The following is a 13,632-nucleotide window of genomic DNA, read 5'->3' on the forward strand; positions in this document are numbered from 1 at the left end:
GTCTGCGGCCGGCCACCGACACTTCCCCACACCGGGGGACAGTCCCGATCCACAGATGTGGAATCAGCCCATCGGCGTGTCGCGAAGGCCCCCTCCCCAGGACGGGGGACACCCCGATCCGGCCGGTCCGTACACTCGTCTCGTGAGTACGTACGGGCCCCTCCTGAAGACCCCTGGCGTGGGTCGTGTCATCGCCGCACAGCTCACCGCACGGTTCCCGTTCGGCATGCTGTCGCTGGCCTACCTGCTGCACGTCGAGCACGTGTTCCACTCCTACGGCGCCGCCGGTCTGGTGCTCGCGACGACGAGTGTCGGGCAGGCGCTGGCCGGGCCGCTGACGAGCCGCTGGATGGGCAGCTGGGGCATGCGCCCCGTCCTCATCCTGACGAGCATCGTCGCGCTGGTCAGCATGGTGGTGATCGCGTTCGTGGTCATGCCGCTCTGGGGCTACGTGGTGGTCGGGTTCCTCGGCGGGCTGGCGGTCCCGCCCGTGCAGCCGGCGGTGCGCACCATCTACCCGAAGATGGTGACGTCGGCGCAGCTCACACCGCTCTTCTCCCTCGACGCCAGCGCGCAGGAGCTCATCTGGGTCGCCGGCCCGGTCATCACCACCTTCGTCGCGACCCAGGTCGGCACGGTCGAGGCGATCGTCGTCGCGATGGTGTTCCTGGTCGTCGGCGGCACGTGGTTCATCGCCTCCCCCGAGCTCGGACGCGTCCGCATCCCCCGTTCCAAGCGCGCGTTCGGTGTCGTGCTGAAGCGTCCAGCGGTCGTCGTCGCCACCCTGACCGGCCTGCTCCTGATCGGGGCGTGCGCCGCGGTCGAGGCGAGCGTCACCAGCGTCTTCGGCGAGGGCAGCCCGAACGCCGGCATCGTCCTCGCGGTGTTCGCGGTCGGCTCGCTCGCCGGTGGCCTGGCGTTCGGCCACCGCCCGATCTCCCGCAACACCCTGTGGACGCGCATGGCCGTCGTGTTCGTCGGCCTCACCCTGGCCCTCGGCGGCACGGGCTTCTGGTGGCTGTGCCTCGCCCTGGTCATCGCGGGTGTGGGCATCGCGCCGGCCCTCGCCGTGATGTTCGGTTCGGTCTCCGCCACCGTCAAGTTCTCCGACACCGCCGAGGCCTACGGCTGGATGGGCACCGGCCAGCTGATCGGTGCCGCCGGCGGTTCGGCGATCGCCGGCTTCCTGATCGACGGCAGCGGCCCCGTCGGCGGCTTCACCGTCGGCGCCGTGATGGCCGGCCTGGGCGTGCTGCTCCCCCTGGCGATGCGGAGCTGGCTGCCCGACCTGCGCGGCCGCGACGCCAGCCCGCTCCCCGACACCGAGCCGGTGCACCTGCCGACCTGAGCGGACGCTTTCGGGCGTACCTGGTCGAATCGGGCGTACCCGGTCGGAAGTTCTGAGCAGGTACGCCCGTTTCCACTCGCCATCGCCGCCGGTATGGGAAGGAACGTGCGCCCGGCGTACGGGTCGCGTTCTCCACAGATTGCCTGGAGGCCCGGCGCGCGCCCGCCAGGCACCGGCAGGATGGGTGCATGGTCACCTCAGTTCCCCTGCGCGACGGCCGCTCGATCCCCGCGATCGGCTTCGGCGTCTACAAGGTCGACGACGCACAGGCCGAGACGGCGGTCGGCCTTGCGCTGGACGCCGGCTACCGGCACGTCGACACCGCCGAGATGTACGGCAACGAGACCGGCGTCGGCAAGGCGATCCGGGCCTCCGGGCTGGACCGTGACGATGTCTTCGTGACGACCAAGGTGTGGAACGACCACCAGGGGCGCGACGCGACCCTGCGGGCGTTCGACGGAAGCCTCGAGCGACTGGGGCTCGACGCCGTCGACCTCTACCTGATCCACTGGCCGGCCGCCGCGAACGACCGCTACGTCGAGACCTGGCGGGCGCTGGTGGAACTGCGCGAGTCGGCGCGGGCTCGGAGCATCGGCGTCTCGAACTTCCAGGTGCCGCACCTGCAGCGACTCATCGACGAGACCGGCGAGGTACCGGCGCTGAACCAGGTCGAACGGCACCCCTGGCTGCCGCAGCGCGAGCTCATCGCGTTCCACGAGCAGCACGACATCGTCACCGGGGCGTGGTCCCCGCTCGGCCGCGGGCGCCTGATCGACGAGCCGGTGCTGACCGGCATCGCGGACGCGCACGGCGTGAGCGTGGCGCAGGTGCTCGTGCGGTGGAACGTCCAGCAGGGCGTGGTGGTGCTGCCGAAGTCGGTCACGCCCTCGCGGATCCGGTCGAACCTCGACGTGGACGGGTTCGAGCTGACCGACGACGAGCTCGCGGCGATCGCGACACTCGAGTCCGGCCAGCGGACGGGCTCCCACCCGGACACGGTGTCGTAGCGGGCGGGGTACGCACCGGTCAGCCACGGCGAGGGCAAGGTCGTACTGTCGAGGGGTGATCGATCCTCAACAGGCCGCCCGTGAACATCTGCGTCCCGATGAGCACCTGTACTGGGCGGGCACCAGTGACCCGGCCAAGCTCTTCTCGGGCCGCGACGGCTTCCTCATTCCGTTCTCGCTGCTCTGGTGCGGATTCGTCGGCTTCGGCACCGTCAGCGTCCTCCGAGACGGTCAGATCGGGCCAGAGCTCGTCATCTTCCCGCTCTTCCTCGTCCTCGGCCTCCACTTGCTGTTCGGCCGGTTCCTCGTGAAGCTCCACCGGAAGCGGACGACGGTCTACGCCGTGACCGACCGCCGCGCCCTGGTCATCACGGCGCGTGGGACCCGCGACGTCCCGGTGGGCCGATCGGACCGCACGACGCGCTGGTCGGCCGACCGACGGCACTGCACGGTCGAGTGGCAGGAGCAGTTCGGTCCGTTCGCTGGCGTGACCCGCGGTCTGCAGACGCAGATCTACGCGAACACCGGACTCGATGGATTCTTCGGTCCGCAGCTCGTGGCGTTCTGGGACGTCCGCGACGGCGAGGAACTCGTGCGCGCACTCGAGCTCGCGACCCGGTAGCCCGGATCAGCCCCGGCGGTCCTCCTCTGACTGCCACGGCAGGTGCAGGTCGCCCGGTTCGGGCTCCACGTCGCCGGCGTCGTCCGCGCCGCCGGTCCCGGGGGCCGCGATGACCTTGGACGGGTCGATGCCGTCCTCACGCAGGTCGTCGTCGTCACGCTGCTTCGTCTGGGACGCGTCCATCTCGCGCTCACTCGACGGGCTGTACGACGTGTCCGCCGCCCGCTGCTCGCGGCCGCTGACCCCGTCGACGTCGTCGCTGTGCGCCGCGTCGCGGAGCGCATCGTTGCGTGCTCGGTCGTCGGACGGCTCGGGGCCGGGGGCCTTCGGGATGCTGTCGCTCATGGTGTTTCCTCCTGCAGCGGACGCTAGTCCTCGGCCCCGTGTAACGAGTCTGGCTCGGTCCGCTCCCCGCACTCGATGACATCCCTGGCCCCCGCTACGCTGCCGACGAGGGGGAACGATGGGACGAACACGGACCGCGACGACCGCGGTGATCGGCTCGGCACTGGTGGGGCTGCTGCTCGCCGGGTGCACGGCGTTCGGCGGCGACGACGCGATCCCGACACCGACGCGTCAGGCGGGCGAGCGCACCGCGGAGCCCGCGCCGGGTCCGACGCGCGACACCGATCCGGTCGAGCCCGAGCCCGAGCAGGCGCTGCCCACCGGCACCGTGGCGGCCGAGACCGACGTCGTCTCGCCGAGCGGTGACACGAGCATCCACGTCCGCGTCGTCGCGAACGACCGCGGCACCTTCGACGCCCAGCTCTCCGGGTACCGGACGACCAACCCGCAGCCCATGCGACTGGAGTTCCGGCACCGGCCCGCGAAGCCGCTCGACGGCGCGGACGGCTCGGTGCGCGAAACGGTCGAGTGGGACGCCGCGGTTGCTCCTCCGGCCTCGTTCACGATGGGTCAGGCCGGGCCACGCCCCGACTACCTGCGCAGTGTCGTCCTCGTGCCGGCGACGACGGCCGACGAGGATTCGTCGTCGCGCCCGTGGGCGGGGTCCGTGCTCGCCGCCGCCGACCTCACGTGGAAGATCCCGAACCCGTATCCCGACCTCCGCGTCACCGTCGGTAAGGACCGACCGGGCGCCTACGGCATCGTCACCGACGTCGACGGCCGACCGGCGAACTACCTGGTCGCGCACGGTGACGAGCTCTCGACCGTCGCGGAGCGGTTCGGCATCACGCCGGAGCAGGTGCAGTGGATGAACCCCCTCATGGAGCCACGTGACGACGACTGGCTGCTCGAGGGCAGCACGCTCAACATCGATCCCGCTCGCCGCTGAGCCTGCGGGAGACGAACGACATGGACCAGCGCGAGCCGACGCAGGGGCCGCGCTGCGGACGAGGGGGAACGATGCGACGAACACGGACCGCGACGACCGCGGTGATCGGCTCGGCACTGGTGGGGCTGCTGCTCGCCGGGTGCACGGCGTTCGGCGGCGACGAAGCGATCCCGACGCCGACGCGTCAGGCATCACTCGACGGGACGAGCCGGAGCCCGGGAGCCGACCCGACCTCCGCCGCACAGCAGGTCAGCACACCGCAGGTCTTGGCGGCCGGCACGGTCGCCGCCGAGACCGATGTCGTCTCGGCGAGCGGTGACACCCGGATCCACGTGCGGGTCGTCGCGAACGAGAGCGGCACCTTCGACGCCGAGTTGTCCGGCTACCGCACGACGAACCCGCAGTGGATGAGCTTGGACTTCCGCGGAGGTGACGCTGACGGTGCCGGCGACGCCAGCGGGTACCGTGCCGGAGTCGTCATCTGGGACCCGGAGACCGGCGCTCCGGACTCGGTCGGGCTGTCAGACGCCGGCCCCACTCCGGACTTCCTGCACAGCGTCGCGCTCGTGCCGGCGCCGTCTGATGACGGGGACGATTCCGGACGCACCGGCATCGGCTCCGTGCTCGCAATCGCTCCGTTGCACTGGACGATCCCCGACCCGTACCCGGACCTGCAGGTCGACGTGGGCGCATCGCGGCCCGGGGCGAACGGTTGGGTGCACGAACGTGACGGCGTGCCGGTGTCGTACCAGGTGTCGAGCGACGACGCGCAGGTGACGGTCGCTGAGCGCTTGGGCATCACCGTCGCGCAACTCCGCTGGCTGAACCCGTCGCTGCAGACCGGCGCGGACGACCAGCTCATCACGGACACCGATCTCAACCTGGATCCCGCAGCGCGCTGATCCGGTCGCCGCCCCGCCGGACGGAGCCCGTCCGTACGGTCGGTTACGGTTGACCAGCACTCGCGAGCACTCGGCACCACCAGGAGGTCCCATCGTGACGATCGTCGCCGCCGCAGACGGCTCAGCCCTCGGCAACCCCGGCCCCGCCGGCTGGGCCTGGTACGTCGACGACGACCGGTGGGCGGCCGGCGGCTGGCCCCGCGCGACGAACAACATCGGCGAGCTCACCGCCGTGCTGCAGCTGCTCCGTGCCACGAAGGACACCGGCGAGCCGCTGCACATCCTGTGCGACAGCCAGTACGCCATCAAGGCCTGCACCGAGTGGCTCGCCGGCTGGAAGCGCAAGGGCTGGCGGAAGGCCGACGGCAAGCCGGTCCTCAACGTCGAGATCATCAAGGAACTCGACGCGGAACTGCAGGGTCGCAAGGTCACGTTCGAGTGGGTCCGCGGCCACGTCGGTCACGAGATGAACGAAGCTGCCGACGTCCGTGCCCGTGGTGCTGCCACCGCGTTCCAGAACGGCACCGACGTGCCGCACGGTCCTGGCTGGCCCAACGTCGAGGTCCCCGAGCCGTCCGCGCTGCCCGACGCCACCCCGCCCGCGACCCTCTTCTGACCCTTCCGCCAGCAGCCCGCCCGGTTATGTACTCCCCTGTATAACGGAGGTGATCGGCTTGGCAGTGACGACGATCGATCTTGATCCACGCGTGCTCGATGATGCGAAGCAGCTGACCGGCGCCCGCTCCAACCGCGAGGTCGTGCAGAGAGCACTCGAAACCCTCATCGCGGTGCGGCGACAGCCCGCCGCCGTCGAACGCATCATCGCGCGAGACTTCAGCGCCGACCCTTCTGCGGCCGACGAGCTGCATCCCTGATGGCGACGTACATCGTCGACAACTCCGTCTGGTGGAAGGCACACCGTTCAGCGGGCATCGCACAGCGGCTTCGCGAGATCGCGACGCAGGACCTGATCATGACCTGCCCGCCGCCGGTCCTCGAGCACTGCCATGCAGCACGCACCGGACCCGACCACCAGGGGTACCGCGACGACATGGACGCCTTCCTCGAGGCTTCAGAACACCCGGACATCCAGGATGTCACGAGCATCCATAACGCCCTCTGGAACAACGGCCACGTCCGCGGAGCCGGACCGATCGACGTCCACATCGCTGCCTACGCCGTGCGCAACGGGGCCACCGTCCTCAGCTCGGACCGCGACTACGACCACATCGCCGACGCAGTCGCCGATTTCCGGCACGAGTACCTGCCGGAGCGCTGACTGCGGGTCAGTAGGTCCCGTCGCGCCGCTCCTGCTGCGTGATCTGCTCCCCCGACGCCGGGTCGACGCCCGAGCGCGTGGTGGTCGTGGTGCGGCGACCACCGAAGGCCACGGCGAGGCTGATGATGAGCAGCACGACACCGGCTGCCATCAGGATGTAGCCGATCAGGCGCAGGTCGACGCCGGCGAGCTGGATGTTCAGCGCGAAGGCGACGATCGCGCCGATGACGATCAGGGCGATGCTGGATCCGATGCGCATGACGCAGTCCTCTCGGGTGGGGGTGGTGCGGCAGACGGTACACGTCCGACAACCCCCGCGCGGATCAGTCGACGTCGACTTCGGCCCACCCGTCGAACCGACCGATCTCGGTGACCCGCACGACGGCCTCGCCGACCTCGTCCGAGGCGTCCAGGTCGATCGTCGCCGAGAACCCGAAGTCCTTGTCGCCCTCGGGGTCGGAGAAGATCTGCCGTGCCTTCCAGACCCGCGGTGATGCCGTGGCACCGCTCTCGTCGAGCACCAGGTACTGCATGGACCGTGCGTCGGCGTCCGTGCCGATGCTGTCGTGCTCCTCGTAGTACTCCTCGAGCACGGTGTCCCACGCCGACCGGTCGAACCCGGCGGTCGCGTCGAGCTCCCCGAGCCCGTCGATGTCGTCGGCCGCGGCGAGCAGCACCCGCTGGAACAGGGCGTTGCGCACGAGCACCCGGAACGCCCTGGGATTGCCGGTGAGCCGTGCGGGCTGCGGCGGCGCGATCTCCTCGTGTTCCTCGGAGGCCAGCAGGACGTCGCCGTTGAGCAGCGCCTCCCACTCGTCGACGAGTGAGGAGTCGGTCTGCCGCACGACCTCGCCGAGCCACTCGATCAGGTCGTCGAGCTCCTGGGTCCGCTGTTCCTCGGCGATGGTCTGCCGCATGGTCCGGTACGCGTCGGACAGGTAGCGGAGCACGAGCCCCTCGGAGCGGGTGAGCTGGTAGAAGCGCACGAAGTCGCCGAAGGTCATCGCGCGTTCGTACATGTCGCGGACGACGGCCTTCGGGGACAGCTGGAAGTCGAGCACCCAGGGCTGTTCGGCGGCGTAGGCCTCGTAGGCGGCGGTCAGCAGTTCGTCGAGCGGCTTCGGCCAGGTGACCTCCTCGAGCAGCTCCATCCGCTCCTCGTACTCGATCCCCTCCTGCTTCATGCGGGCGACGGCCTCGCCACGCTCCTTGAACTGCTGCTGCGACAGGATCGCCCGCGGGTCGTCGAGGGTTGCCTCGACGACCGAGACCATGTCCAGTGCATAAGTGGGAGAAGAAGGGTCGAGCAACTCGAACGCGGCGAGCGCGAACGGCGACAGCGGCTGGTTGAGCGCGAAGTTCGGTGCGATGTCGACGGTCAGGCGGTAGGCGCCGTCGACCTTCTCGATCACCCGTGCGTTGATGAGGGTCCGGGCGATGACGAGTGCCCGCCGGGCCATGGCGAGCTGCCGGGAGCGCGGTTCGTGGTTGTCGTAGACCAGCGACCGGACGTCGGCGAAGGCGTCCCCGCCACGGGCGACGACGGACAGCACCATCGCGTGCGTGATCCGCATGCGCGATGCCATCGGCTCGGGCTCGGCCGCGATCAGCCGTTCGAAGGACGCCTGCCCCCATGACACGAAGCCCTCGGGCGCCTTCTTCCGCTTGATCTTGTTCTTCTTCTTCGGGTCGTCGCCGGCCTTGGCGACGGCGCGGGCGTTCTCGATGTCGTGCTCGGGGGCCTCGGCGACGACGTCACCCTCGGTGTCGTACCCGGCGCGTCCGGCGCGGCCGGCGATCTGGTGGAACTCGCGTGCGGACAGCTGGCGCATCTTGGTGCCGTCGAACTTCGTCAGTCCGGTGAACAGCACGGAGCGGATCGGCACGTTGATCCCGACGCCCAGGGTGTCGGTGCCGCAGATGACGGGCAGCAGGCCGCGCTGGGCGAGCTGCTCGACGAGTCGTCGGTACTTCGGCAGCATGCCGGCGTGGTGCACGCCGATGCCCGCCCGGATCAGGCGCGACAGGGTCTGCCCGAACCCGGCGCTGAAGCGGAAGCCGGCGATGGCGTCGGCGATCTGGTCGCGGCGTTCGCGCGAGGCGACCTTCGCCGACATCAGCGACTGCGCCCGTTCGAGTGCGGCAGCCTGGGCGAAGTGCACGATGTAGATCGGCGCCTTGCCTTCCTCGAGCAGCCGCTCCACCGTCTCCTGCACGGGCGTCATCACGTACTGGTACTCGAGCGGCACGGGTCGCGAGACACCGGTCACGCGGGCGGTGGGCCGGCCGGTCCGGCGGGACAGGTCGTCGGCGATGGTGGTGACGTCGCCGAGGGTCGCCGACATGAGCAGGAACTGCGCACGCTCGAGCACGAGCAGCGGTACCTGCCACGCCCAGCCGCGGTCGGGGTCGCCGTAGAAGTGGAACTCGTCCATCACGACGACGTCGACGTCGGCGTCCGGTCCCTGCCGCAGCGCCAGGTTCGCCAGGATCTCGGCGGTGCAGCAGACGATGGGTGCGTCGGCGTTGACGCTCGAGTCGCCGGTGACCATGCCGACGTTCTGCGCACCGAACAGCTCGACGAGCTGGAAGAACTTCTCGGACACCAGCGCCTTGATGGGTGCCGTGTAGTAGCTCCGCTTGCCCTCGGCGAGCGCGGCGAAGTGCGCGCCGGCCGCGACGAGCGACTTCCCGGTGCCGGTCGGCGTGCTCAGCACGACGTTCGCGCCGGAGACGAGCTCGATGACCGCTTCGTCCTGCGCCGGGTACAGGGGCCGGCCGCCCTCGGCGGCCCAGGCCGCGAAGGCCTCGTAGACCTCGTCGGGGTCGACGACGCCGTCCACCGCCGCCGGGATCGCGGCGACGAGCGGGGGCAGGGCGGTGACGTCGGTCATGCGCCCATCCTCCCAGGTGCGGCCATGACGGACTGGGCCCACGCCGCCGGTCCCGGGGCGACGCGCCAGCGGCGGACCGGCCGTGCCGGTGGGGAGAGGCGCGGTGCCAGCTCGCCACGGGCCTCCCGTCCGCCCCGTCGCCGACTCAGGCGCATTTCAATACGTGCGCATAGACTCGCGCCATGCGCGAACTCGGCTTCCTCTCCTTCGTCCCGAACCACGGCGGCACCGACGGCGCCGCCGGCGCCCTGGAGGACGGCCTGCGCCTGTTCGAGACCGCCGAGTCCCTCGGCTACGGCACAGGTTGGGTGCGTGGACGGCACTTCGAGCCGTACCTGACGAGCCCGATGACCTTCTTCGCGGCCGCCGCGCAGCGCACCAGCACCATCGCGTTCGGCACCGCCGTGCTCGGCATGCGCTACGAGGACCCGGTGCGCTTGGCCGAGGATGCCAGCACGGTCGACCTGCTCAGCGGCGGCCGTGTGCAGCTCGGCATCAGCACGGGCATCGCCGGGTACGGGCCGATCCTCGACCCGGTGTTCGGCACGGTCGACCGCAGCTTCCGCGACGAGGCCGAGGCCCGCGCAGCACGGCTGCTCGAGGTCCTGCAGGGCGAGCCCCTGGGCAGTGCCGGCAAGGGCTACGAGAGCATCCCCGCCGGGGCCGACCTGACCCTGCAGCCGCTCAGCCCGGGCCTGCGCGACCGCGTGTGGTGGGGTGGCGGCAGCATGGGCACGGCGGTGCGCACGGCCGAGAAGGGGCTGCTGCTGCACTGCTCGACCCTGAACACCGAGGACACGGGTGCGCCGTTCGCCGAGGCGCAGGCCGACCAGATCGCCGCCTACCGCGAGCGGTTCGCCGAGTTGCACCCGCACCGCGAGTCCAAGGTCGCCGTGGGCCGGATCGTGGTGCCGCTCCTCGACGACCACGACCGCGCCGTGCACCAGGAGTTCCTGACCGGGTACGCGTCCGGGATGGACGACGAGGGCCGACCGCTGTCGGGCACGCCGCCGTTCCGCTTCAGCAAGGTCGTGTCCGGCGAACCGGCGGCCATCGTCGACGCCCTGCTCGCCGACCCGGCGGTCACCGCCACCGATGAGCTCGTCATCACCCTGCCGGCGAACGGCGACCGTGCGGCACACGAGCGGATCCTGCGCATCGTGGCCGAGGAGGTCGCTCCGGCGCTGCGGGCCTGAGGGCCAGCGACGCGGGCAGACGCCTGGAGCCTGATCGCCTGCGGCCCTGCCGCCACCGAGAGTCGAGGGCATCCGGCGGGGCTCTGATCGAGTTGGTGAAGCCCGAGAGCCCGGCCGGATGACCATCTCGTCCCTGATCCGCACGAGATGGTGCCCCCATCGTTCCACCTACCGACCGGTTTGTCACACCGATCTGCGTCCCTGGAGCAAAGAAGTTGACCAAGTGTCACTCGTTTTTGCGAACCGGCACGAAGTCCGGCAACCGGTTCACCGGTGCGCACCGAGTCCGGGACGGTCCACGGAACGAGGTTCCGGCACGGAGCACCGATGCGGCTCCGACCCGGAACGACGAATGCGCCCCCGCGCGGACGCGGGGACGCATTCTGGGACGCACCGGGGAAGCCAGGGCGACAACGGCCGGATCAGGAGGCCGAATCGCTCACCCAGCGACCCCGTAGTCGGTGCGTGCGCGGACGGTAACCAGCCGACTCGCGCACAACGATGTTACTGAACAGAGTCGGGAGCTGCGCGGAAACCGGACGACTTCGTCACTCCAGTTCGAGGGACGCGGTTCCGGCGTCGTCGACGACGGAGGCACCGACGTGCAGCGTGAACGTCCCCGACTCGTACTGCCACGAACCGTCCCAGTGGGCGAAGGCGCGTGCCGGGACCTCGATCGAGACCTCCGTCGACTCCCCCGCACCGAGCCGGACCGGGGCGAACCCGACCAGCCAGCGAACCGGGCGGTCGACCGCCGACTCCGCACGGGACGCGTAGACCTGCACGACGTGCTTGCCGGCGCGGTCGCCCGTGTTCGCGACGGTCGCCGTGACGATGACGGCGTCGCCCTCGCGCACGGTCGGCGTCGCGGAGACCCCGTCGATCGACCACGTGGTGTAGCCGAGGCCGTGCCCGAACGGGTAGGCCGGCTCGGTGCCGGCCCGCAGCCAGGCCCGGTACCCGACGTGGACGCCCTCGTCGTAGGAGACCTTGCCGTCCACCGGGGTGACGTCGAGCACGGGGACATCGGCCATCGCGACCGGCCACGTGGTGGGCAGGCGTCCACCGGGCTCCTGCCGCCCCGTCAGCACGTCGGCCAGGGCGTTGCCGTACTCCTGCCCGCCGAACCAGGTCAGCAGCACCGCGGCGACGTCGTTCCGCCACGGCATCTCGACCGGCGAACCGGCGTTCACGACGACGACCGTGTTCGGGTTCACGGCGGCGACCGCGCGCACCAGGTCGTCCTGGTGACCGGGCAGCGCCAGCGAGGAGCGGTCGTAGCCCTCGGACTCGACCTTGGAGTTCGTCCCGACCACGACGACGGCGACGTCCGCACCACGAGCGGCCTCGACCGCTGCGTCGATCAGCACGGCGGGGTCGTCGTCGGAGGGCTCGGTACCGAACTGGTACGCCAGCACCCCGCCGAGCGTCTCGTCCTGGATGACGTCGTACTCGATCCGGATCGCGACCTGCTGGCCGGTGGTCACCGACACGGGCACCGACCGCGCCGGCGGGTTCAGGAACGCGGCGCCGAGCTGGTCGCCCTCGTACGGCACGTCCTCGTCGAGCAGCAGCTCGCCGTCGATCCACATGCGTGATCGTCCGGCCGCGCCGATGCCGAACCGCACGGTCCCCGTCGACTCGGCGGTGTAGGTGGTGGTGATGTCGAGCCGGTCGGCTTCGCGCGTCGGCGCGTCACCGCCGAACCAGAACAGTGCCGTCGCGCGGCGGTCCTCGACGAACAGCTCCTCGCCGTCCTTGACGAAGGCGACCCGCGCTCCGGGCTCACCGGTGCCGGGGTTCGTGATGGTGGACAGCGGGAACTCCGCGATGCCCTCCTGCACGACGGCGCCGATCGCGTAGTCCACGCTCGCGCCGGGGAACGCCGAACGGATGCCGTCCAGCGGCGACACGACCTGCGACGGCACGACCGTGGCCGAGCCACCGCCCTGCGTGCGGGCCTGGTCGGCGTTGTGGCCGATCACCGCGATGCGCGACACGGCGGGGGCGTCGAGCGGCAGGACACCGGTGTTGCGGACCAGGACGGTGCCCTCGGCCTCGGCCTCGCGGACGAACGCGATGCCGTCCTCGACGTGCACGGGCGACGCGGCGACGGGTTCGAAGCCCTCGAGCGCGCCGACGCGGGCGGCCAGGGTCAGGATCCGGCGGACCTTGCGGTCGATCGCTGCCATCGGCACCTCGCCGGACTGCACGGCGGCGAGCAGCGGCCCCTCGCTCCACCACGGGTTCGGCCCGGGCATCGCGACGTCCTGCGACGCCTTCGCGGAGTCCACCGAACGCACTCCGGTCCAGTCGGACACGACGATGCCGTCGAAGCCCCACTCCGAGTTGAGCGGGGTCTCGAGCAGATCGTTCTCCGATGCCGTCACGCCGTTGATCGCGTTGTACGACGACATGACCGCCCAGGCGTGCGCCTCGGTCACGGCCTTCTCGAACGCCAGCAGGTACAGCTCACGCAGCGCGCGGTCGGACACCTCGGTCGACGCGGTGAAGCGGTCGGTCTCGTAGTCGTTCGCGATGTAGTGCTTCGGGGTGGCGGCGACACCGTTCTCCTGCACACCGTCGACGTACGACGCGGCCAGGTCGCCCGTGAGCACGGGGTCCTCGCTGAACGCCTCGAAGTGCCGGCCCCCCAGCGGGGACCGGTGCAGGTTGATGGTCGGGCCGAGCACGACGTCGACGCCCTTGCGACGGGCCTCGACGGCAGCGGCGGCGCCGTAGCGCTTCGCGATCGCGCGGTCCCACGAGGCGCTCAGCGCGGTCGCCGACGGCAGGTTCAGGGACGGGTCACGCTCGTCCCACACCTCGCCGCGCACGCCGGACGGCCCGTCCGACATCAGGATCCGGCGCAGCCCGATCTTCTCGACGGGCCAGGTGGTCCAGAAGTCACGTCCGGTGAGCAGCTGCACCTTCTCGTCGGTGGTCAACTGGCCGAGGAGCGCATCGATGCGCTCGGTCAGCGGCGTCGACGGACTGGAGGCGGTGCTCGCGTCGTTCACGGTGGTCACGGTGGTCGGTCCTCTCGTTCAGGGCCGCGGGGCGCCGCCTGGACGGCCGGGGCCTCGTCGC

13 protein-coding genes are annotated in these 13,632 nt (G+C 70.7%); 9 read left to right on the forward strand and 4 right to left on the reverse strand.

Translation table 11 applies throughout. The features are described 5' to 3' along the window. Nucleotides 1-142: 142 nt before the first annotated feature. From MXD64_RS15140 to MXD64_RS15150, 3 genes are all read left to right on the forward strand, one after another. A complete protein-coding gene (locus MXD64_RS15140) occupies nucleotides 143-1,348 on the forward strand; it encodes an MFS transporter (protein ID WP_031259562.1) in 1,206 nt (401 codons plus the stop codon). Between the two features lie 188 nt (nucleotides 1,349-1,536). After that, on the forward strand, nucleotides 1,537-2,355 hold the full coding sequence (locus MXD64_RS15145) for an aldo/keto reductase (RefSeq protein ID WP_263136728.1): 819 nt from the start codon (nucleotides 1,537-1,539) through the stop codon (nucleotides 2,353-2,355). A gap of 55 nt (nucleotides 2,356-2,410) precedes the next feature. Then, nucleotides 2,411-2,977, forward strand: a complete 567-nt coding sequence (locus MXD64_RS15150; RefSeq protein ID WP_017886900.1) for a hypothetical protein — start codon at nucleotides 2,411-2,413, stop codon at nucleotides 2,975-2,977. Between the two features lie 6 nt (nucleotides 2,978-2,983). On the opposite strand, the gene MXD64_RS15155 is transcribed toward MXD64_RS15150, so the two are convergent. Further along, nucleotides 2,984-3,322, reverse strand: a complete 339-nt coding sequence (locus MXD64_RS15155) for a hypothetical protein (RefSeq protein WP_017886901.1) — start codon at nucleotides 3,320-3,322, stop codon at nucleotides 2,984-2,986. A gap of 118 nt (nucleotides 3,323-3,440) precedes the next feature. Here MXD64_RS15155 and MXD64_RS15160 point away from each other — a divergent pair, with 118 nt between their 5' ends. The 5 genes from MXD64_RS15160 to MXD64_RS15180 all read left to right on the forward strand — a co-directional run bounded on the left by MXD64_RS15160 (nucleotide 3,441) and on the right by MXD64_RS15180 (nucleotide 6,452). Then, the gene (locus MXD64_RS15160; protein WP_263136729.1) at nucleotides 3,441-4,271 is read left to right on the forward strand and encodes a hypothetical protein; all 831 of its coding nucleotides are present in this window, start codon (nucleotides 3,441-3,443) and stop codon (nucleotides 4,269-4,271) included. Nucleotides 4,272-4,342: 71 nt separating this feature from the next. Further along, nucleotides 4,343-5,173, forward strand: a complete 831-nt coding sequence (locus tag MXD64_RS15165) for a hypothetical protein (RefSeq protein WP_259494213.1) — start codon at nucleotides 4,343-4,345, stop codon at nucleotides 5,171-5,173. 94 nt (nucleotides 5,174-5,267) lie between these two features. After that, nucleotides 5,268-5,789 (forward strand): ribonuclease H family protein, encoded by a 522-nt coding sequence (locus MXD64_RS15170; RefSeq protein ID WP_017886904.1) that lies wholly within the window; start codon nucleotides 5,268-5,270, stop codon nucleotides 5,787-5,789. A 64-nt stretch (nucleotides 5,790-5,853) separates the two neighbouring features. Next, the gene (locus MXD64_RS15175; RefSeq protein ID WP_259553210.1) at nucleotides 5,854-6,048 is read left to right on the forward strand and encodes a type II toxin-antitoxin system VapB family antitoxin; all 195 of its coding nucleotides are present in this window, start codon (nucleotides 5,854-5,856) and stop codon (nucleotides 6,046-6,048) included. After that, the gene (locus MXD64_RS15180; RefSeq protein ID WP_263136730.1) at nucleotides 6,048-6,452 is read left to right on the forward strand and encodes a PIN domain-containing protein; all 405 of its coding nucleotides are present in this window, start codon (nucleotides 6,048-6,050) and stop codon (nucleotides 6,450-6,452) included. The genes MXD64_RS15175 and MXD64_RS15180 overlap by 1 nt, the downstream gene beginning before the upstream one ends. Before the next feature lie 7 nt (nucleotides 6,453-6,459). On the opposite strand, the gene MXD64_RS15185 is transcribed toward MXD64_RS15180, so the two are convergent. Together MXD64_RS15185 and MXD64_RS15190 are read right to left on the reverse strand one after the other, a co-directional pair. Continuing rightward, nucleotides 6,460-6,711, reverse strand: coding sequence for a DUF6458 family protein (locus tag MXD64_RS15185; RefSeq protein ID WP_017886906.1), 252 nt, complete (start codon nucleotides 6,709-6,711; stop codon nucleotides 6,460-6,462). 64 nt (nucleotides 6,712-6,775) lie between these two features. Next, the gene (locus MXD64_RS15190; protein WP_042540825.1) at nucleotides 6,776-9,346 is read right to left on the reverse strand and encodes a DEAD/DEAH box helicase; all 2,571 of its coding nucleotides are present in this window, start codon (nucleotides 9,344-9,346) and stop codon (nucleotides 6,776-6,778) included. Nucleotides 9,347-9,528: 182 nt separating this feature from the next. Between MXD64_RS15190 and MXD64_RS15195 the strand changes: the two genes are divergently transcribed. Continuing rightward, the gene (locus tag MXD64_RS15195) at nucleotides 9,529-10,542 is read left to right on the forward strand and encodes an LLM class flavin-dependent oxidoreductase (RefSeq protein ID WP_017886908.1); all 1,014 of its coding nucleotides are present in this window, start codon (nucleotides 9,529-9,531) and stop codon (nucleotides 10,540-10,542) included. A 548-nt stretch (nucleotides 10,543-11,090) separates the two neighbouring features. Here MXD64_RS15195 and MXD64_RS15200 read toward each other — a convergent pair. Then, on the reverse strand, nucleotides 11,091-13,571 hold the full coding sequence (locus MXD64_RS15200) for a glycoside hydrolase family 3 protein (protein ID WP_194590819.1): 2,481 nt from the start codon (nucleotides 13,569-13,571) through the stop codon (nucleotides 11,091-11,093). Nucleotides 13,572-13,632 lie beyond the last annotated feature (61 nt).

Origin of the sequence: Curtobacterium sp. Arg-1 (assembly GCF_025643395.1) — a bacterium.
Classification (GTDB): domain Bacteria; phylum Actinomycetota; class Actinomycetes; order Actinomycetales; family Microbacteriaceae; genus Curtobacterium; species Curtobacterium poinsettiae.

Excerpts from the sequence above, each read along its gene's own strand:
- MXD64_RS15145 (WP_263136728.1), top strand. The coding sequence starts at position 1,537 with ATGGTCACCTCAGTTCCCCTGCGCGACGGCCGCTCGATCCCCGCGATC.
- MXD64_RS15155 (WP_017886901.1), bottom strand. The coding sequence starts at position 3,322 with ATGAGCGACAGCATCCCGAAGGCCCCCGGCCCCGAGCCGTCCGACGAC.
- MXD64_RS15160 (WP_263136729.1), top strand. The coding sequence starts at position 3,441 with ATGGGACGAACACGGACCGCGACGACCGCGGTGATCGGCTCGGCACTG.
- MXD64_RS15165 (WP_259494213.1), top strand. The coding sequence starts at position 4,343 with ATGCGACGAACACGGACCGCGACGACCGCGGTGATCGGCTCGGCACTG.
- MXD64_RS15180 (WP_263136730.1), top strand. The coding sequence starts at position 6,048 with ATGGCGACGTACATCGTCGACAACTCCGTCTGGTGGAAGGCACACCGT.
- MXD64_RS15185 (WP_017886906.1), bottom strand. The coding sequence starts at position 6,711 with ATGCGCATCGGATCCAGCATCGCCCTGATCGTCATCGGCGCGATCGTC.
- MXD64_RS15190 (WP_042540825.1), bottom strand. The coding sequence starts at position 9,346 with ATGACCGACGTCACCGCCCTGCCCCCGCTCGTCGCCGCGATCCCGGCG.
- MXD64_RS15195 (WP_017886908.1), top strand. The coding sequence starts at position 9,529 with ATGCGCGAACTCGGCTTCCTCTCCTTCGTCCCGAACCACGGCGGCACC.